The organism is Gracilibacillus sp. HCP3S3_G5_2 (genome assembly GCF_052063305.1).
Taxonomy (GTDB): Bacteria; Bacillota; Bacilli; order Bacillales; family Amphibacillaceae; genus Gracilibacillus.
This window is the reverse complement of record NZ_JBQHXU010000011.1, coordinates 62103-83240: the sequence shown is the minus strand read 5'-3', so window position 1 is coordinate 83240 and position 21138 is coordinate 62103. Positions and strand designations below refer to the sequence as shown.

The following is a 21138-nucleotide window of genomic DNA, read 5'->3' as shown; positions in this document are numbered from 1 at the left end:
AATGATATGAAAAAGGTATAAACCCAGTTCATTTAGGTGAAAGAGGGTTTATACCTTTTTTATATGGAATAAAGGGTTGAATAGGGTAAATTTACCCCATTCTATCATAAAACGACATTAGGTATATTCGCCTATTGTTACAAAACATGTAAATAATTGGGTTTTATTATACAGTTTTGTTACATTACTATTAAAAATGTTTAATGATGTTTTATTTTATGATAGATTGGGGAAGGTAAATGATTTGAATTGAAGATAAATAGATTTTATATAGTAGTTGGGGTTATAGGAGGAAGCTAGTTATGAGCTTAAGCAGGAAAGGAAGTATCAGGCAATTTGCAATTGTTGGTATTGTAGCATTAGGTCTTACGTCACAAACTGCATTTGCGAATGAAGCAGAATTAAGCAACGTCTATCATGTGTATGTTGATAATGAGCATGCCGGAATTGTAGAAAGCAAAGAAATAGTAGAGGACTATATTTCCGACAAAATTTCGAAACATCAAGATGATAATGACATTACATATACAGTTAGAGAAGAGGTTGACTATGTGCCAGAGAAGGTTTTTTCTTCTAAAGCAGATAATCAAGAAGTGTTGCATTATCTGGAAGAAGAATTAACGCTAGCTGTAGAGGCACAGGCATTAACCATCGGTGATGAAGTAGTCGGTTATTTTGCAGATAAAGAACAGGCAGAAGAAGTGATCCAAGAGTATAAAGAGAAATATGTGAGCAAGGACATATTAGAAAAAATAGATAATGATTCAGAAGAAACTGAACCATTATCAGTAGGGGAGTCTACTATTATAGACGTTTCTTTAACAAAAAACGTTTCACTAGAACCTGAAAAAGTTTTAGAAGATGAAATCTTAACGGTTAAAGAAGGTATTACTTTATTGGAAAAAGGAACGTTAGAAAACAAAAAGCATGAAGTAGACGATGGCGAAGTTCTTGGTTCTATTGCAAGTAAGTATGATCTTTCATTAGATGAATTAATGGAATTAAATCCAGATTTAACAGAGGATTCATTGATTAAAGTCGGTGATGAGTTAAATGTAACAGCATATGAGCCATATGTAGAGGTTATAGTGACGGAAGAAAAGCTAGAAGAAGAAGAGATCGATTATGAAACAGAAGTAGAAGAGTCAGAAGAGATGTATAAAGGCGAAGAAGAAGTGAAACAAAAAGGTAAAAAAGGTGCTGTTGAAACACATTATCGTATTCAAAAAGTGAATGGCGAAACAGTGGATACAGAGGTTATCGATGAAAATGTTATTAAAGAACCGACGAATAAAGTAATTGTAAAAGGTTCGAAGGTAGTTTCTTCACGTGGTACAGGAGAAATAAAATGGCCAGCGGTTGGTGGACACATTACCAGTCATATGGGTGAACGCTGGGGTAGACAGCATAAAGGAATCGATATTGCAGGTGTTAGTGACCGTTCTATCTTAGCAGCAGATAATGGAAAAGTAACTTCTGCTGGTTGGGACAGCAGTGGTTATGGTAACAAGGTAGAAATCGACCATAATAATGGATACCGCACTGTTTACGCTCACTTGGAATCTATTGATGTATCAGTAGGACAAACTGTTGAACAAGGTCAAAAAATCGGAGTTATGGGTACAACTGGTCGTTCAACAGGCATTCACTTACATTTTGAAGTGTATAAAGATGGTTCACTAAAAAATCCAGCTGACTTTTTCTAACATCCAACAATTAGATAAAAGCAAACCCTTGTTACAGTAATGGTAACAAGGGTTTTTACGTATAAAGGGGAAGAAATCAACATGTTCATGACGTTATCTTCCAACCTAAATGGAGGGTGTTTTTCGACTGGACACTTTTTTTCCATTTATAGTAGGATGATTAGAACAATATAATAGTAGCTATAAGACATTTTGGATTATTTCGGTTAGAATATAAGATAAGGGAAAAATTAATGGAAAAAGGACGTGCTTGCTATGAGTCAAAAAATATTAGTGGTAGATGACGAAAAACCAATTGCAGATATATTAAAGTTTAACCTAGAAAAAGAAGGCTATGAAGTATTATGTGCGTATGATGGAGAAGAAGCAATTGAGCTTGCCGTAAATGAAAATCCCGATCTGATTTTATTAGACATTATGTTACCGAAGAAAGATGGTAATGAAGTGTGCCGGGAAGTAAGAAAAACACATAGTATGCCAATTATTATGTTAACTGCAAAGGACGCAGAGATTGATAAAGTTCTTGGTCTTGAGCTTGGGGCGGATGATTATGTAACGAAACCTTTCAGTAACAGAGAGTTAATTGCGAGGGTGAAGGCTAATTTACGCCGCTTGGATGTAGAACCAGCTAACCAAAAAAGCGAAACAAGAGATATTGCGATCGGTTCATTGGTAATTCACCCAGACGCATATACGGTTACAAGAGATGGGGACTATATTGAGCTAACACACCGGGAATTTGAGTTACTCCATTATCTTGCACGCCATATTGGTCAAGTCATGACTAGAGAACACTTACTCGAGACAGTCTGGGGTTATGACTACTATGGTGATGTCCGTACGGTCGATGTAACGGTAAGAAGGCTGAGAGAGAAAATTGAGGATAATCCGAGTAATCCGTTATGGATTGTAACTAGGAGAGGTGTCGGATATTATTTACGAAATCCTGAACAGGGGTAATGTTACATGAATCAAGTTAGCTTTTTTCAATCAATCCGGTTAAAGATTATCGTCATTCTTACGCTATTTCTATTATTAGCTATCCAAGTAATTGGTACTTATTTTGGCCAGCAATTAGAAAACAGACTGTTGGAAAGTCATAAGGAAAATGTCGATGATCGATTACAGGTACTAGTAACGAATTTAGAGGAAGCATTTCGCAAAGAGCGATCAGATGATGGAGAAGGACCGACATTGCAAGAAGAAGTTCGTGATATCACATCGAGATATTCGAGTGAGATTTTTTCTGACTTACAAGTAATCGACTCACAGTTCCGTGTCTTAGGTGCTAATAGAATCGATATGGTCGGAAAAAAGATATCAGGAAATAGCAGTATTCGTCTTGCTTTGTTACATGGGCAACCAGACGAGGATACTAGAAGAAATAAATATTCTTCCGATCGCGTATTTGTACGCACTCTACCTATTATGAATGGTGATGTCGCTGTAGGAGCAATTTATTCTGAAGCATCGATTGAGGAAGTGTATGACCAATTACAGGAGATTAATCAAATCTTCTTAAATGGGACTATACTAGCTGTTATTGTATCGATTGTCTTAGGTATTCTGGTCGCTCGAACCATCACCAAGCCGATAACGGAAATGCGTAAACAAGCGATGGGGATGGCGCGAGGAGACTTTTCGAAGAAGGTAAATGTATATGGCCAGGATGAAATTGGCCAATTAGCGATGACCTTTAACGATATGAACGACCGGTTAAAGCTAGCCAATCAAACGACAGAAGAGGAGCGCAGAAAGTTAAGCTCTGTTCTCTCCAATATGTCTGACGGTGTAATCGCTACGGATGAAACAGGGAAGATAACGTTAATGAATGACCCTGCGACGCACTTAATCGGTATGTCTTTACATGAAGCGAAGGGTCAGCCACTTGCAGAAGTTTTACAGGTAGAAGAGAAAGTAATTGATGTCAAGGAATTAGAAGAAGTAGGCTCCTTAACAATCGACTTCAGTGAAGAAGACCAATTGTTTCTAATCAAAGCTAACTTTTCGATTGTAGAAGATGAAGATGGTAACTTTAATGGACTTATTACCGTTATTAGTGATGTAACAGAACAGGAAAAAGTAGACAGAGAACGGAAAGAATTCGTTTCGAATGTATCCCATGAATTAAGAACACCACTAACAACGATGCGAAGTTATCTGGAAGCATTAACTGATGGTGGTGCATGGGAAGATAAAGAGCTAGCACCACAATTTTTACAAGTTACACAAAACGAGACAGAACGAATGATTCGTTTAGTAAATGACTTATTACAATTGTCAAAGATGGATCATAAAGAAAGTGCGATGTACAAAAAGAAAATCGATATTATTCCAGTTTTCCATCACATTTTGGATCGGTTTGAAATGAATAAGACAGAATTAATCGATTTTGAGCGAAAGATACCAAATGAGCGCATTTATGTCTGGGTAGATCAAGATAAAATTACGCAAGTGACAGATAATATTATGTCGAATGCGATTAAGTATTCCCCAGAAGGTGGAAAAATTACATTCCAGGTTGTGAAAGAACGCAATCGACTGCGGATTAGCATTAGTGACCAGGGATTAGGTATTGCCAGGGAAAAAGTCGACAAGATTTTTGAACGTTTTTATCGTGTGGATAAAGCACGTTCAAGAGAATTAGGTGGAACTGGTCTAGGTCTAGCTATTTCCAAGGAAATAATTGAAGCACATCACGGTCATATATGGGCTTCCAGTAAAGAGGGACAAGGAACGACCATTTATTTCACGCTACCGCTCACGAAGCGAAAGCGAGGTAGTAAAAAATGAAAATAGATTTTGAGATGATTAAGACTATATTACTTATTTTCTTAGTTTCATTAAGCTTATTGTTAACATTGGGAATTTGGACATATCAAGGAGATTATGAGCCTTCTAGCAGTGATTTAGTAACAGATGCTCAATTAAATGGAACAGATCAAACAAAGAAAAATTTGGTACAACCATCACAAATTGTCTTTCATGATAATGGAGAACTATCTGGCTTCAGTGAGAAAGGGCTTGAGCTAGAAGTTTTTCAAGATATTACGGAATGGCAATTGTATGATTTTTCCATGATTCCGGAGGATGAAGAGGTTACTATCAATGAAACAGCGCAAAGTATAGAAATTATCTTTCCGACCTCTATTCCATCGTCCATTATTAATGAAATTTTTACGACGGATGATACGATGTTAATTGATAGTAAGTTCAAGAGTATTTATATTCTGATTGATCCAAATAGAGCTAATCAGCAAATAGTATTCAAGAATAGTGACCAAAATGGCATTGATATTCAAGCAAGTGTGCAAAACATAGCTGAAGTGGTGGAGTACTTCAATCGTACGCAATTAGTGAATGACTTTATTCAGTACGTAGAGGTTGAACTTGCTAATGAGCGGAAAGTATATATACCAAATGGTGAGAGTAATATTTTAGGTAAAAAATTCCGTTATGAAGTGATAAATGCAGATTCTACCAACTTTCAAAATATCTTTTTCCGTAATCCTTCGACCATCGCAAGCTCGCCAAACTCAGAAGGTGGTCAGGTATATAGCGACGGTCAACGTGAAGTAGTGGTAAAAGGGTATGCAATGGAATATACGGATTTCTCCACATCTGAAAATCGTCGGGAGTCAGAAAACTTACCAGAAACAGCAAGTAATTGGAGTGATTATCTAGTTACAAGTTCGATTGATTATATTAATAGACATGACGGGTGGCTAGTTGATCAGGATATTCAGTATCGCTTATATAACTTAAATGAAATTTCGAATATAGTAGAATATCGAATGATGTATCAAAATTTCCCGATATTCTCTAAAGAAGGTTTATCCACGATCTCTGTCGTGTATCAAAACCTAGCGGAATATCAATACAGCCGGCCATTAATGCAATTAACGTTCTCTTATGATCGTGCAACGACTAATCTAATGACTGGTGAACAATTAGTTGATTATCTTGAGCAATCTGATCGTTTTTCCTTTAATGAGATAGTCGATATTCAATTAGGTTATCGAATTGAACAGCAAGCTGGCGGTCAGGTATTTGATTTAATACCTACATGGTGTATCGAGACTTACTCAGGTTGGCAATATGTAACAAGTGATGCTAATCCTGTTACACAAGGAGGGGAAACAAATGCAATGGGGCCAAATTAAAACACTGTTCATTCTTTGTTTCCTTATCCTTGATATTTTCCTATTACATCACTATATTAATAATCCAAATACGGAATACGAGTATACCGAGGACTTTCCAATAGAAGAGAATGTCCGTAATAATGTGAACGGCTTAAACCATCTACCAGCAGAGTCACCAGCAGAGGAAGCGATGTTATACGCAGAACGTAAAGTATTTTCTGATGTAGAGCTAACAGAAATTGCCGCCTTACCGAATCAGAAAAGCCTTGTAATTGATGGTCACCTGCTTTTGTCTAATTTTGAGAATCCATTAGCGATTAATGTGGAAGAAAATCCACAAGCATTAGCAGAGAATATATGGCAGTTTGAGCAATATCAATACTTTGGAAAAGATGAGGCTTCTAATACGTATATTTTCTTCCAAGAAATAGACCGTCCGATTTATTTCAATCTAAGTGGGGTTCTATTGGTCCAAGTGAACGAAGAGGAAGAAGTAACAAGGTATATACAAACCATCCTGGAAAAAACAGAAGACCAACCGAATCCAGAGGAGATTAATACACCTTTTGAGGCGCTGACCGGATTATATTTTAATGAGGGTTTTATTACTTCCGGAGATGAAATTACGAAAGAAGTAACACTAGGCTACCATAACTTACTTCCTTTACCAAACGGAGTACAAGTACTGGCACCAACGTGGGAATTTGAAACAAATGAAGAGAGCTATTTTTATGTCAATGCAATCGAAAGTCATTTAACATATAGAAATACGAAGGAATTCATTGACGAAATGAAGTTCCAAATCGCTGACTATTTTGCCGATGACAGTACCGCAATAATTGAGGAAATAGATGAAGAATGGGATGAAGAGGAAATCGATTTATTCCTAGAAGAGCTATTAAACAATGAACTAGAAGTAGAAGTAAATGGAGTGGAGTAAGATGACGTTACATTTTAGTGTACTAGCATCAGGAAGTACTGGGAATGCTTTTTATATAGGAACGGAAAAAGAGAAGATTTTAGTAGATGCAGGATTGAGTGGCAAAGAAATGACGCGATTATTTTCGGAAATCAATGTGGATCCCCACAGTCTTTCCAAGATATTAGTGACTCATGAACATAGTGACCATATCAAAGGCTTAGGCATTTTTGCTAGAAAATATAACTTGCCGATTTATGCCAATGAAAAAACATGGAAAGCAATGGAAGGTGCCATCGGTAAAATCGAGCTTGATCAGAAATTTGTATTTAACATGGAAGAAACCAAAACCTTTGGAGACATGGATGTCGAATCTTTTGCCGTTTCGCATGACGCTGCAGAGCCAATGTTCTATACCTTCCACCACAACGGTAAGAAAGTAGCACTGGTAACTGATTTAGGTTATGTTTCAGAGCGAATTAAGAAAACCGTACAAGGAGCAAATGCTTTAATTTTTGAAGCAAATCACGATGTGGAAATGCTCAGAATGGGTCGTTATCCATGGAGTGTAAAAAGACGGATATTAGGAGATAGTGGCCATGTTTCCAATGAAGACTGTGCGGTTGCACTAAAGGATATCATCGATAATGAAACAAAACGTATTTATTTAGCACATTTAAGCAAAGATAATAATATGAAGGATTTAGCGAGAATGTCAGTAGCAAATGGTTTGAATGATTATGGTTTCACGGTCGGTGATCACGTCACGTTGCATGATACAGATCCAAGAACACCGACACCTATTTATGAAGTAGTATAAGTCAGGAAAGAAGGTGAAGTAATGGGCTATTATGATAGCCATTACGGGTCAAGACAAACACCAAAGAAAAGAAACTGGCTGATGCCGTTTATCGTCGGTCTCGTTTTAGGTGCTTTTCTGTTTGCCGTATTACTGCCATCATTAGTAAGAAATAATCTTTTACCGTATCAAGTAATAGTAGGTGGTAATACCGACACCAATTTGCATCAATCAGATAATCGAGGACAGGATTTACAACCATCAGATGTTCGTAATGTGCAGGTGGATATCTCCACAAGAATTTCAGAAATAGTGGCCGAGGTGTCGCCGGCAGTGGTAGGCGTCGTGAATGTTCAAAGCCAGTCTAATTTTTGGCAGCAAGAGGAAGCAGGTGAATTCGGAACAGGCTCTGGGGTTATTTATAAGATCGAAGGCGACAGAGCATTGATTGTAACCAATCACCATGTTATTCAAGGGGCAGATCAAGTAGAAATCGTCCTGTCAGATGAGACACAAGTAGAAGCGAATCTAATTGGCAGTGATTTGTACACAGATTTAGCGATCATTGAAATGGATGCAAGCTATGCCAATCAAGTTATCGAAATCGGACGATCGGATGATGTTCACGTAGGAGAGCCTGCGATTGCGATTGGTAATCCATTAGGTCTCCATTTATCTGGTTCGGTCACTCAAGGAATCATCAGCGGGAAACAACGGGCAATACCACAAGATTTTAATATGGATGGCCGTGCAGATTGGCAAGCAGAGGTTATCCAGACAGATGCTGCGATCAACCCTGGTAATAGCGGTGGCGCCTTATTGAATATGGAAGGACAGTTAATCGGTATTAACTCGATGAAAATCGCTGAATCTGCGGTAGAAGGTATCGGCTTTGCGATCCCAATTGATGATGCGATCCCTGTTATGGAAGAATTAGAGCGTGATGGGGAAATTATGAGAGCTTATTTAGGTATTGAAGCATACTCTTTACATGATATCGCAAGAGTAGAATGGGAGCGCAGTTTAAACCTACCAGATAATGTAGAAGGTGGCATTTATATACGAAATGTAGAACCATTGTCACCAGCTGAAAATGGTGGCTTAGAGCCATACGATGTTATTACCGAGCTTGATGGAGAACCAATTGAAGATATTGTGGATTTACGAAAACACCTTTACTCAGAGAAAGCCGTCGGGGATGAATTAACAATTACGTACTACCGTGATGGTGAACAGAACCAAGTAACAATAGAATTAACATCTTTAGCATACTAAATCAATGTGGGTAAGAGCTTGTGCAAGTTTTTATCCACATTTTTTGTTAGTTATTCACATCTTGTGGATATAATTATGGATAAATGTCTAGATATGGTGTAGAACATAAATTCCTATACGATATATATTCAAAAAATGTGAGTATGTTGATAAATTTGTGGATAACCTGTTCGATATCGCTGTTAAGGTGTGAATAAATGCTAAAATTCGTGTATTGTGAACAAAATTGTGGATAAAAAAGCTAATATCGATTGATTTTAGCTGTAGAAGGTAGTATCTTTTAGGAAGTAAACTTAAAGAAAAGCTAAGGGAGAGTCTATGTTATGTATCAAGAACCAATTTTCCTTCAACCAATATTCCAAGAACGTATTTGGGGAGGCCAGAAATTACATACAGAGTTTCATTACACCATACCATATGAGAAAACAGGTGAAGCATGGGCGATATCGGCGCATGAAAATGGACCGAGTAAAATCATCAATGGTGACTTGAAGGGCCAAACATTATTAGATGCGTGGAAAAACCATGGTGACTTATTTAATAAGCCTGTGGATAACGAGGAAGCTTATCCACTGTTAATTAAAATCTTGGATGCGAATGACAATCTTTCTGTACAAGTGCATCCAGATGATCAATATGCGCGAGAAGTAGTGAATGAAGCCTATGGAAAAACAGAATGCTGGTATGTATTAAGTGCGGAGGAAGATGCCGAGTTAATCATCGGCCATCACGCACAAACAAAAGAAGAATTAGTAGCAATGATTGACCAAGGCAAATGGGATGATTTATTACGTCGTGTGAAAGTGAAAGCCGGAGATTTTGTCTATGTTCCAAGCGGAACGATCCACGCCATCGGTAAAGGAATCGTCATTTTAGAAACACAGCAAAGCTCAGATATTACCTATCGAGTGTATGATTATGATCGAACAGACGCCGCAGGTAATACGAGAGAATTACATTTGCAAGAAGCAAAAGAAGTGACAACTGTTCCACATCAAACACCGCAGTTAACCGAGGAGATTAACGAAAAACAAGGGTTAACAGAAAAAAAATTAGTGGAAGAAACATATTTCACCGTTTATCATTGGGATTTAAATGGTGAAGTAGAACTGGAAAGGTCAACAGACTTCCTGCAAGTCAGCATCATAGAAGGGGAAGCAACTATCACGACTAACGATCACACACACAACATCAAAAAAGGCGATCATTTCATTATTCCAGCTACTATTAACCATTATAAATTAGAAGGCGATGCAAGCTTTATCGTGTCCCATACATCTTAAACTAATAAGTAAAGGAATTCCTCTGATCAGAAGGAATTCCTTTTTTATTTGTTGGAAAAAATCAAGAAAGGACGATATTCAACAAATCCTTTGATGGCGAGCGAGGATTTGTTGGATAAAAGGAGATAATGAACAAATCATCAGTTGAGGAGCGAGGATTTGTTTAATAAAAATAGATAATAAACAAATCCTCAGGTGGAGAGCCATGATTTGTTTAATAAATAAGTTAACTGTCCAATTTCGTTATAATATTTTCTAAGCTTAGCATATTAGCTACTTGAACGGTTCATACTAAGCATCAAGAAGACAAGGACAAAGGAGGGAGACTTGTGAAATTTAGAAGAAAGAAGCTTGCCAAGCGAAGACAGTTACCTGAAAGTGAGTTACTAAGCGCATCTCAAACACAGCAGCTTTCCAAGAATCTGAAGGACAATGAAAAAACAATCAAACAGATTTTTAAAAATGACATAGATTTCACGAGTCGTCCCTTTTCTCTATTTGGTGAAATACCTGCAATGGCCTTCTTTATCAATAGTTTAGCGAATAAGGAAAAAATTAACCGGGATATTATCAATCGTTGCAAAAAGCAAATAAACTACAAAAGAAAATACAAAAAACAACCCCTTCATCTTTCATGCAGATATTGCTGGAAGAGGTAGTTTATTATTCAGAAGGAGAGCAGAAAAGTGGCTTAAGCAATTTGTTAAATGCGCTATTAAGAGGTAAAGCGGTCATTTTAGTTGATGGGGAGCAGGATTTTCTAGCTTTTGACACCTACCAGCCTGAAAAAAGAGCGATCACACAGCCAGAAACGGAACGTGTCGTTAGAGGACCGAGAGACGGTTTTATTGAACAATTACAAGCTAATATATCCTTGTTGCGTTATCGGCTTCCTGTTCCAGAATTCCGTGTCGAATCCCATGAAGTAGGAGAAAGAACCAAAACAAAAATATCTATTTGTTATCTGGAAAATGTCATAGACAGCTCACTAAAGGAAGAGGTAACGAAAAGAATAAAAGATATTAAAATAGACCGAATCTTGGATGCTGGCTATGTGGAGCAATTTATTCAGGATAATCCTCGCTCCCCATTTCCACAAGTACAAAATACCGAGCGACCAGATAAAGCTGTTGCCAATATTCTAGAAGGAAGAATCGTTATCTTGGTGGATGGTTCCCCATTTGCATTATTACTTCCTATTACGTTTAATCAGTTCTTTCAAACGAGTGAAGATTATAATGAAAGAACTGTGACCACCAGTATGGTCCGTTTTATTAGATTATGTGCTTTGATCTTTTCCCTTGTTTTTTCGGCTTTTTATATAACGGTTTTATCTTTTCATCCTGAAATGATACCAGCAGATTTTATCGTTGCTGCTGCAAGTGGACGTGCGGGGATACCACTTCCAGTTGTTTTAGAGGTTTTAATATTGGAGTTTTCCATGGAAATATTAAGGGAAGCAACGGTAAGGATGCCACAGCCGGTTGGTGGTGCCTTATCGATCGTGGGTGTCCTCGTTATTGGTGAAGCAGCTGTTGCAGCGGGCTTTGTCAGTCCAATAACGGTGGTAATTATCGCCTTGTCTACGATATGCTCTTTTGCGACACCCTCTTATAATGCAGCTATTACATTTCGTTTATTGAAGTTCCCGTTAATTATCCTTTCGGGTTTTATCGGTTTACTTGGTCTGGCAGTAGGTTTAATGTTTATTGCCAATCACATGGTTTCTTTGCGTTCTTTCGGTGTTTCCTATCTTACTCCTATGGCGCCTTGGGATAAACAAGGATTTAAGGATACCATCATTCGATTCCCTTTACGCTGGTTAACGACAAGACCAGCCGAACTTTACCCACAGGATACAATCAGGGTTGATAGTGGAGTCAAAGAAGGACCAACAAATCCTCTTGCTAAAGGAAAGAAAGAGGGATCCAATGAGTAAGAAAAGAGATTATGTGTCTAATTTGCAATTAGCCTTTATTATTATCAGTACCATGATCGGCGTCTCGATCTTATCATTTGCCCGGTTTGTGGCGGAACATACAGGCTCAGGAACACCTTTTGCCAGTTTAACAGGCATTATCTTCGGGTTTGTAAGCTTACTATGTATTGTCATCTTAGGAAAGAGATTCCCGAAAAATACATTGATTGGATACAATGAGATGGTATTTGGATCGATACTTGGTAAAGCTATCAGTTGTTTGATTATTCTTGTGTTTTTAGTAATGTTTAGCTTGGAAACAAGACATTATGCCGAAGCAATTCAAGGATCGGTATTACCCAATACGCCCATTCAAGTTGCGATCATTATTATGATTGCCCTATGTGTAACTACTAGCTATCAGTCAGCATCTACTTTTGCTAATTTGCATTTTTTTTATTTACCATTAATTATTATGCCGATCATCATTATTATACTTCCTGCATTTAAGGATATGGAATATTACAATCTACTGCCAATCCTAGGGGATCAGCTGACATTTGCCAATATTACAGCAGGGGCAATCGTTACCCTATCGGCAATAGGTAATTTTATTGTCATTGGCATGGTTATCCCGTTTATGAAAGAACCTCAGCAAAGCTTAAAAAGTGCAATGCTTGGCTATTGGATTGCTGCCATTATCGTGATGTTCGTCGTTGTGATGATTATTGGAACATTAGGAGAAAGTGAGATTTTAGAAACAATCTGGCCAACTCTTGAACTTGGCAGAACCATAGATATCCCAGGCAATCTCCTTTCCAGAATAGATGCGATATTATTAACATCCTGGATATTTAGTGTGTTTACGACTCTGTTATCCTATTATTTTCTAATTGTTAGAGGAATTTGTGAATTATTACGGTTCCATCACTATCGTGTGGTAGCCATTATCTGTGCACCGATCGCTTTTGGCATCGCCATTTATCCAGAGGATATTTACAAAATGTATGATTACATTATTGTCACCACAAATTATGGACTTTTGGCGATACTTGCCTATCCGTTCATTGCTCTAATTATTGCGAAGATTCGAGGCAAAAGGGGGCAAGCAGCATGAAGAAGCTGTTGTTATCAGGCTTGATGCTTGTATTATTAACAGGATGCTGGGATCGATATGAGCTAGAGGAGCGTGCCAATATTATTGGGTTGGCAATAGATATAGCAGAAGAAAGCGAGATGGCTCAAGAGGATGAAGCAAACCATAAGGAAAGTAATTATCCAGAGGTTGAAAATGAAGAATATGTAAAAATGACTGCTCAAATTGCACTTCCAGGTAAAATTAAGCTTGGACCAGAGGGAGTAGAAGGGGAGGGAGGAGCACAAAAAAATGCCTGGATGATCGAAATAGTTGGTCATAGTATCAAGGATGCAATGACTAATTTACAACAGCAATTAGCTGAAACACTATATCTAGGGCATTTGCAGGTTATCGTCATATCAGAGGATGTTGCCAAAAGAGGTGTGAGCGATATTAATGACTACTTCAAGCGGAATCCAGAAGTAAGAAGAACATCCTGGATGGTCGTCGGTGGAAACAATGCCAAGGAGGTACTAAATACTTCTCCACCCGTAGAAAGCGTACCAGCTTTATATTTATCAGACACTCTTGATAATGCGGTGCGATTCGGTAAATTTCCAAGAATACATTTAGGGAAATATTGGACCAATTTATCGACAGAGGGGCGAGATGCGATTCTCCCATCTGTTCAGCAAAGGAATGGCGATCGAGTTATTATCGATGGGTTAACTTATTTTAAAGATGACAAAATGATTGATAAACTGTCTGCTATCGAAGTTGGGGTATATATGGCTGTTCTCGGTATTAACCCGGGAGGTTACAGTTTTCCTGTTTCGCTACCAAATGATGAAGCTGTCTATATGGTAGAAGCTTTATATCGCAATTCCAACATAAATGTTCATGTAACAGAGGGAAAGCCAGTAGCTGATATTCAAGTGAAGATAGATGCCGATATTAGTGAAGAAGTAAAAGGGAATCATTTGACCCAAGAACATTTTGATGAATTGGAGAAAGAAGCAGAGAAAGTTACGAAAGAGATTGCTGATAAAGCCTTCCAGCAGATACAAGAGAATGGTTCAGACATCTTCGGGTTAGGAGCGAGAATAAAAGCGGAGCATCCCGCTTTTTGGCGCGAGAATGTGCAAAACAACGGCGATTGGACGGAGTTGTATCAAGAAATGGAGGTTAGCCTAGCATTTGATTACCAATTGAAGCATACAGGAGCGAAATGGAATTAAATTGCATAAGGCTGATAAGGCGCCCCTTATTTTTAGTGGATAGCTTGCATCATTCCATAAAAAGGACCCTATAGGTAGACGCTTTACAGTGTTTACGACTATAGGGTTTTACTCTCTTTAGTTTAGAATGTCATTAATGGCATCGAGTTCTTCTTGGGTAAAGGAAGTATTGGCTAATGCTTTGACATTTTCCTCGATTTGACTAACACGACTTGCGCCAATTAAGGCAGATACAACAGATTTCTCCTGTAGGACCCAGACAAGTGCCATTTGCGCTAAGCTTTGTCCACGCTCCTGGGCAATAGCATTTAATGCTTGAATCTTCTGGAGCTTATCCGAGGAGACATCTCGTTCATTTAAGAATGGTATAAATTCCTTTGCGGCACGAGAATCTTTTGGAATGCCGTTTAAGTATTTGTTCGTTAATAGTCCTTGTGCTAATGGTACATAGGCGATACAGCCAATACCATGTTCATGAAGGACATCGGTTAAGCCATTTTCGATGGTACGATCAAGCATAGAATAAGCGGCTTGATGAATGATAAAAGGTGTCCCTTGTGCTTTAAGAATATCAATTGCTTGTTTTGTTTGTTCGGCGTCATAGTTGGAGATACCGACGTATAGTGCTTTTCCTTGTCGGACGATTTGATCGAGAGCAGCCATTGTTTCCTCAAGCGGTGTCTCTGGATCAGGACGGTGGTGGTAGAATATATCGACATAATCGAGGTTCATTCGCTGTAAGCTTTGGTCGAGACTAGAGATCAAATACTTACGAGATCCCCAATCACCATAAGGACCATCCCACATTCTGAATCCTGCTTTCGTCGAGATAATCATTTCATCCCGATAGCTGGAAAAGTCCTCTTTCAAAATACGGCCAAAGTTTTTCTCTGCTGCTCCTGGTGGTGGACCATAATTATTGGCGAGGTCAAAGTGGGTAATACCTAAATCAAAAGCCTTCATCAACATTCTGCGTTGGTTTTCTAATGTATCCTCGCCCCCGAAGTTGTTCCACAGACCAAAGGAGATGGCTGGAAGCTGGATACCGGAGCTGCCACAGCGGTGATACGGAATTTCATGGTAACGTTTTGGATTCGCAATAAACGTCATTCACATTCCTCCCTATAAGTTTAATAGCCTACTTCTACAGCTGCATTGACAATATACATCAGATCATTCTTATCTTCTTTATCTTCGAGAATGATACCTGATGTCGTCGCCATTCCACCATCCATCACTTCTACTGTCACTGTTCCATATGGTATTTCTTTTTTGACTAGTTCAATATCTACTTGATCTTTGTCCATTGGAACGGCTAGTCTTACATTCACTTTCATATTATGAAGGTTGTTTTCCGGCAGGTAATCTGCAATACCTGGCATGGAATTGTAATGAATGGCATTTTCTACAGCGCGAAGGCAGGCTTTGGTCACATTTTGTCCATGTACATCGATTCCAGTCCCTGTTTCAACAAATATGATTTTCTCCATGAAATCGCCTCCAAATAGTGTTGTTAGATACTAAGATGTCATTATGCTTATTATTTATGTTAAGGTAAATTGATTCGTAAATCAATTAAGAACAATTAGTATCAGCTTGATGAATTTGGTAAAATAGTATTATGGATAGGCTTCGGAAGGGTGAAATAGATGAAGATCACGATAATAGCGGTAGGAAAATTAAAAGAGAAATATTTAAAACTGGGTATACAAGAGTATATGAAAAGATTGAGCGCTTATGCCAACATGGAAATAATCGAAGTGCCAGATGAGAAGGCTCCAGAGAATATGAGTGAAGCGGAACAAGAGGAAGTAAAGCGAAAAGAGGGAGAACGAATCCTGTCGAAAATTTCCCCAGACGCTTACGTTATTTCCCTGGAAATAATGGGTCAAATGCCAACCACCGAGAAATTTGCCGAAAAAATAGAGCAATTAATGATTCATGGCAAAAGTAAAATTGTTTTTGTTATTGGTGGATCATTAGGGTTGAGTAAGGAAGTGACAGATCGTAGTGACTATGCGTTGTCTTTTTCTAAGATGACATTTCCTCATCAGTTGATGCGGTTGGTTTTGTTGGAGCAGGTTTATCGGGGGTTTCGGATTATGAAGGGGGAACCGTACCACAAATAGAGGCAAAAACTGTTGTAGATAAGGTGGTAATTCTTTATCGGAAGCGGGTATTGAAAATGTATGTTCATTATCCGTTTCTCGATACAACAAGTGGATTAGTATAAAGGTTTTCGATATATTCAGTTCAGTAAAATCAAATTCAAGTTCTATGTTTTTTATGGTTCTAGATTTATCTATTTGCTTGATTGAGATATTATCGATTAACAACTGAAGTAATTGTTTTTTATTTTCCCTAGATGTCTTCCTATATACTGATAAGAATTTTTTCAGTAAATTTTCAATCAAATCTGGTTGGATTACTTTTGAATCGATAGATCCTAATTGTATTATAATCTCATTTTTCTTTTGTTCTAACCCCCTTTTATCATTCGAGACCTTTTGTAACCGTTCTTGTAGAATATCAACAGGGAGAGTGTTTTTCTCAAAGGCATCCATATACTTTGCCTGTAATTGTTCAATCTCTTTTAATCGTATTTCAATCTTTTCTAATTCTTTGTTAAGCTTACTTATCGAATGAGCAGAACTTGAACTTATGTCAGTGATCGTCTTATATAATCTCTTCTTATTAGAACTAAAATGTTCAATTTTCTTGATAACCGTTTCTTCTGCTTTATATGCCTTAATGGAATTAGCTTTACAAGCAGCAGATCCTTTGTTATGAAAATCGCTACAAACGTAATAACGATGTTTTCGTTTCGTCCCATCTTTTCGTGTATGTGTTGTAATTGACGGAACCATTCCTTGACCACAATCAGGACAGCGTAAAAGGCCACTAAGTAAAAATGGTTCGTTTGATTGACGCTGCTTAAATGATTTACTTTTTCTCCTTGCTCGTACAACGCTCCATAGTTCGTCCGAAATAATAGGTTCATGTTTTCCTTCTACAAGAATAGGATTTGGATTTTTCCCTTTTCTTCGTTTGGAATCCCAATTTTCAAATTTTAGCCAACTGATTTTACCGTTATATATTACATTGTCTAGGATTTGTGCTACTCCATTGATGGAGAAATAACGATTACGCTTGGTTTTATATCCAGCTTTATTTAAGTGGTTAGAAATCGCTCTTAGCCCTTTGCCATTTGCATACATATGATAGATTAACTGTACTACTTCAGCTTCCTTTTCATTGATAACTAGCTCCTTCTTAACAGTGTCATATCCAAATACAACCCCGCCGTTCCATCTCCCTTCCAAAGCTCTCTGTTTCATCCCAAGCTTAACGTTTTCCGCTAATGTATTTCGCTCCATTTCAGCGATTGAGGCCATAATTTGAAGTACTAAACGACCTATAGGACTACTGGTATCAAAGTTTTCTGAGTAGGATATAAATTTCACGTTGTATTTTTCAAACTTATCTAGAATCATGAGTGTTTCTAGCATATTTCTTGAAAGTCGGGAAATTTTCCAAACTATTACAGCATCAAATCTCTCATTCTCTACATCTTTAATTAGTCTTTTCATTTCAGGCCGTCCTTTTACGGATTTACCACTAATTCCTTCATCGACATATTCATCAATCACCTCCCAGTTATAAATTTGAGCATATTGCCGAAGTGTTTGAAGTTGCGCGGCTATACTAAAACCTTCTTTTGCCTGTTCTTCTGTGCTTACACGAGCATAAATTGCAACTCTTGATATATCCATATCTAATCCTCCTTCATACTGATATTACAATGAAATACTAGATAAGAGAAATGGGACCTTATGTGATTGTTTGACTTAAATGGGAAATTGAAGAAGTACTTTTTAGAATTGGAAATACCCATTTCTTTTTTATTTCATTCAAGTATATGCTTGAATGTTGCGCTGGAAAAAGTTATTATATAATCAAGCGAATACTTGAATGAGGTGATGAATTGAATAAGAAAGATACTTGTGAAATTTTTTGTTATGACGAGGAAAAGGTTAATCGAATACAGGGTGATCTACAAACAGTAGATATTTCAGGTGTTTCTCAAATGTTAAAAGCAATTGCCGACGAAAATAGAGCAAAAATCACCTATGCTTTGTGTCAGGAAGATGAACTATGTGTTTGTGATATAGCTAATATCTTAGGCGTTACAGTTGCTAATGCTTCTCATCATTTACGAACACTTTATAAGCAAAGGATTGTCAACTATAGAAAAGAAGGAAAGCTTTCCTTTTACTCATTAAACGACGAACATATCAAACAAATTATGATGATTGCATTAACACATAAGAAAGAGGTGGAGGTAAATGTCTGAACAAGCTGAACGGTCTGAAGTGGAAATGACTTCCTACCGAGTACAAGGCTTTTCATGTGCTAATTGTGCAGGGAAATTTGAAAGAAATGTTAAGAAACTGCCCAATGTGCAAGATGCAAAAGTAAATTTCGGTGCATCTAAAATATCCGTATATGGTGATGCAACGGTTGAAGAATTAGAAAGGGCTGGCGCTTTTGAAAATCTTAAAGTAATGCCTGAAAAACCAAAACGGCAAACACCAATTGTTGTTCATCAGGATAAAAATGTGTATCGGGTTGAAGGCTTTTCGTGTGCCAATTGTGCGGGTAAATTCGAAGAGAATGTAAAAAAATTATCAGGGGTTCATGATGCAAAAGTAAATTTTGGTGCATCTAAAATTGAGGTATATGGGAATACAACTATCGAGGAATTAGAAAAAGCTGGTGCTTTTGAAAACCTTAAAGTCGCTCCAGATAAACCATTAAGGGAAGAGAAACAAGAGGTTAAAGAAGAGAAAGAGCCATTTTATAAAAAACACAGCACATTACTATACGCTTCTTTATTAATAGTTTTTGGTTATATCTCTCAGTTTGTTAATGGGGAAGAAAATATTATTACCTCCCTATTGTTTGCAGCAGCCATCGTTATTGGGGGATATTCACTCTTTAAAGTCGGGTTTCAAAACTTACTACATTTTGAATTTGACATGAAAACTCTTATGACAGTGGCTATTATTGGAGCAGCTATTATTGGAGAATGGGCAGAAGGTGCAATTGTTGTTATTCTCTTTGCAATTAGTGAAGCTTTAGAACGTTTCTCTATGGACCGAGCAAGACAATCAATTCGATCTTTAATGGATATTGCTCCGAAAGAGGCGCTTGTTAGAAGAAATGGGCAAGAAATGATGATTCATGTTGATGATATTGCTGTTGGCGATATTATGATTGTGAAACCCGGTCAAAAGCTTGCTATGGATGGTGTAGTAGTACATGGTTACTCGGCTGTTAATCAAGCAACTATTACAGGCGAGTCAGTCCCAGTTGAGAAAACAGTGGATGATGAAGTTTTTGCAGGTACATTAAACGAAGAGGGAATACTTGAAGTTAAAGTAACAAAGCTTGTTGAAGATACAACAATTTCCAAAATCATTCACCTTGTTGAAGAAGCTCAAGGGGAACGCGCGCCTTCTCAAGCGTTTGTAGATAAATTTGCAAAATATTATACGCCTATTATTATGATTATCGCAGGGCTGGTAGCTGTAGTACCACCATTATTATTTGGTGGCAGCTGGGGAACTTGGGTTTATCAAGGGCTAGCAGTATTGGTCGTTGGTTGTCCCTGTGCATTAGTTATTTCAACTCCTATTTCTATTGTTTCAGCAATTGGAAATGCAGCTAAAAAAGGTGTGCTTATCAAAGGCGGAATTTATCTAGAAGAAATGGGTGCTTTAAAAGCAATAGCTTTTGATAAAACGGGTACACTTACAAAAGGAGTTCCAGTTGTAACAGATTTTAAAATGTTGAACAATCAGGTAAATGCAGAAGATATGTTGTCTATCATTACTGCATTAGAATATCGTTCCGGGCATCCTCTAGCTTCAGCTATTATGAAAAAAGCAGATGAGGAGAACATTTCCTACACTCATGTAATCGTGGATGATTTCTCTTCTATCACAGGAAAAGGAATTAAGGGGACTATCAACGGTACGACTTACTACATTGGAAATCCGAAATTATTTGAGAATCTGTCAGTTGACTTTAATAATAAACAAGAGCAAATTGTTAAGAACCTACAAAATCAAGGTAAAACCGCAATGATGGTTGGAACTGAAAAAGAAATACTTGCTGTCATTGCAGTAGCCGATGAAGTACGTGAATCCAGCAAGGAAATCATTCAAAAGTTACATCAACTTGGAATCAAAAAAACCATCATGCTTACAGGTGACAACAAAGGTACAGCCAATGCAATTGGAGGTCATGTTGGGGTAACGGATATTCAAGCAGAACTATTGCCTCAAGATAAATTAGAATTTATTAAACAATTGAGATCTAAATATGGCAACGTAGCGATGGTTGGGGATGGTGTCAATGATGCCCCTGCGTTAGCTGCCTCTACAGTTGGAATTGCAATGGGTGGAGCAGGGACAGATACTGCCCTTGAAACAGCAGATGTAGCTTTAATGGGAGATGATTTAAGAAAACTTCCATTTTCTGTGAAACTAAGCCGAAAAGCACTTACTATAATTAAGCAAAACATCACCTTCGCATTAGCAATTAAATTCATTGCCTTATTATTGGTTATCCCCGGTTGGCTAACACTTTGGATTGCCATCCTTTCAGATATGGGAGCAACTCTTTTAGTAGCATTGAATGGTTTAAGACTAATGCGAGTGGAAGAAGATAAATATTAACTAAATTTGCAATCTCAGGGCTTTTCTTCTTATT

17 protein-coding genes and 1 pseudogene are annotated in these 21138 nt (G+C 37.7%); 15 read left to right on the top strand and 3 right to left on the bottom strand.

The window, feature by feature from the left end; all coding sequences use genetic code 11:
- Positions 1 to 302 precede the first annotated feature (302 nt).
- The 12 genes from ACTNEP_RS16250 (at position 303) to ACTNEP_RS16195 (ending at position 14361) form a co-directional block, all read left to right on the top strand.
- Positions 303 to 1706, top strand: coding sequence for a peptidoglycan DD-metalloendopeptidase family protein (locus ACTNEP_RS16250; protein WP_441163041.1), 1404 nt, complete (start codon positions 303 to 305; stop codon positions 1704 to 1706).
- A gap of 255 nt (positions 1707 to 1961) precedes the next feature.
- Complete coding sequence (gene yycF / locus ACTNEP_RS16245; protein WP_441163040.1) at positions 1962 to 2666, top strand: response regulator YycF; 705 nt, start codon at positions 1962 to 1964, stop codon at positions 2664 to 2666.
- 6 nt (positions 2667 to 2672) lie between these two features.
- Positions 2673 to 4499 (top strand): cell wall metabolism sensor histidine kinase WalK, encoded by a 1827-nt coding sequence (gene walK, locus ACTNEP_RS16240; protein WP_441163039.1) that lies wholly within the window; start codon positions 2673 to 2675, stop codon positions 4497 to 4499.
- Entirely contained in the window at positions 4496 to 5869 is a 1374-nt protein-coding gene (locus ACTNEP_RS16235; RefSeq protein WP_441163038.1) for a YycH family regulatory protein, read from the top strand. Before walK ends, ACTNEP_RS16235 begins: the two co-directional genes overlap by 4 nt.
- Positions 5850 to 6791: a two-component system regulatory protein YycI gene (locus ACTNEP_RS16230; protein ID WP_441163037.1), complete on the top strand. Its 942-nt coding sequence runs from the start codon at positions 5850 to 5852 to the stop codon at positions 6789 to 6791. The genes ACTNEP_RS16235 and ACTNEP_RS16230 overlap by 20 nt, the downstream gene beginning before the upstream one ends.
- Position 6792: 1 nt before the next feature.
- Positions 6793 to 7590 (top strand): MBL fold metallo-hydrolase, encoded by a 798-nt coding sequence (locus ACTNEP_RS16225; protein WP_441163036.1) that lies wholly within the window; start codon positions 6793 to 6795, stop codon positions 7588 to 7590.
- Between the two features lie 21 nt (positions 7591 to 7611).
- The gene (locus ACTNEP_RS16220) at positions 7612 to 8844 is read left to right on the top strand and encodes a S1C family serine protease (RefSeq protein ID WP_441163035.1); all 1233 of its coding nucleotides are present in this window, start codon (positions 7612 to 7614) and stop codon (positions 8842 to 8844) included.
- Between the two features lie 323 nt (positions 8845 to 9167).
- Positions 9168 to 10127: a mannose-6-phosphate isomerase, class I gene (manA, locus tag ACTNEP_RS16215; RefSeq protein ID WP_441163034.1), complete on the top strand. Its 960-nt coding sequence runs from the start codon at positions 9168 to 9170 to the stop codon at positions 10125 to 10127.
- Between the two features lie 329 nt (positions 10128 to 10456).
- On the top strand, positions 10457 to 10786 hold the full coding sequence (locus ACTNEP_RS16210; protein ID WP_441163033.1) for a hypothetical protein: 330 nt from the start codon (positions 10457 to 10459) through the stop codon (positions 10784 to 10786).
- Positions 10705 to 12066, top strand: a complete 1362-nt coding sequence (locus ACTNEP_RS16205; RefSeq protein ID WP_441163032.1) for a spore germination protein — start codon at positions 10705 to 10707, stop codon at positions 12064 to 12066. The genes ACTNEP_RS16210 and ACTNEP_RS16205 overlap by 82 nt, the downstream gene beginning before the upstream one ends.
- Positions 12059 to 13162 (top strand): GerAB/ArcD/ProY family transporter, encoded by a 1104-nt coding sequence (locus tag ACTNEP_RS16200; RefSeq protein ID WP_441163031.1) that lies wholly within the window; start codon positions 12059 to 12061, stop codon positions 13160 to 13162. Before ACTNEP_RS16205 ends, ACTNEP_RS16200 begins: the two co-directional genes overlap by 8 nt.
- Complete coding sequence (locus ACTNEP_RS16195; protein WP_441163030.1) at positions 13159 to 14361, top strand: Ger(x)C family spore germination protein; 1203 nt, start codon at positions 13159 to 13161, stop codon at positions 14359 to 14361. The genes ACTNEP_RS16200 and ACTNEP_RS16195 overlap by 4 nt, the downstream gene beginning before the upstream one ends.
- A gap of 117 nt (positions 14362 to 14478) precedes the next feature.
- On the opposite strand, the gene mgrA is transcribed toward ACTNEP_RS16195, so the two are convergent.
- Both mgrA and ACTNEP_RS16185 read right to left on the bottom strand, forming a co-directional pair.
- The gene (gene mgrA, locus ACTNEP_RS16190) at positions 14479 to 15471 is read right to left on the bottom strand and encodes an L-glyceraldehyde 3-phosphate reductase (RefSeq protein WP_441163029.1); all 993 of its coding nucleotides are present in this window, start codon (positions 15469 to 15471) and stop codon (positions 14479 to 14481) included.
- Between the two features lie 20 nt (positions 15472 to 15491).
- Positions 15492 to 15851, bottom strand: coding sequence for a Lin0512 family protein (locus ACTNEP_RS16185; protein ID WP_441163028.1), 360 nt, complete (start codon positions 15849 to 15851; stop codon positions 15492 to 15494).
- A gap of 159 nt (positions 15852 to 16010) precedes the next feature.
- Between ACTNEP_RS16185 and rlmH the strand changes: the two genes are divergently transcribed.
- Positions 16011 to 16490 carry a 23S rRNA (pseudouridine(1915)-N(3))-methyltransferase RlmH gene (rlmH, locus tag ACTNEP_RS16180; RefSeq protein ID WP_441163027.1) on the top strand — a complete coding sequence of 160 codons (480 nt, stop codon included), beginning with the start codon at positions 16011 to 16013 and terminating at the stop codon, positions 16488 to 16490.
- Between the two features lie 594 nt (positions 16491 to 17084).
- Here the strand turns inward: rlmH and ACTNEP_RS16175 are convergent.
- Positions 17085 to 18134 (bottom strand): annotated as a pseudogene (locus tag ACTNEP_RS16175) (recombinase family protein); the annotation flags it as partial.
- Between the two features lie 212 nt (positions 18135 to 18346).
- On the opposite strand from ACTNEP_RS16175, the gene ACTNEP_RS16170 reads away from it, so the two are divergent.
- Together ACTNEP_RS16170 and ACTNEP_RS16165 are read left to right on the top strand one after the other, a co-directional pair.
- Positions 18347 to 18715, top strand: a complete 369-nt coding sequence (locus ACTNEP_RS16170) for an ArsR/SmtB family transcription factor (RefSeq protein ID WP_040047916.1) — start codon at positions 18347 to 18349, stop codon at positions 18713 to 18715.
- Positions 18708 to 21104: a heavy metal translocating P-type ATPase gene (locus tag ACTNEP_RS16165; protein WP_062351075.1), complete on the top strand. Its 2397-nt coding sequence runs from the start codon at positions 18708 to 18710 to the stop codon at positions 21102 to 21104. Before ACTNEP_RS16170 ends, ACTNEP_RS16165 begins: the two co-directional genes overlap by 8 nt.
- Positions 21105 to 21138: the final 34 nt, after the last annotated feature.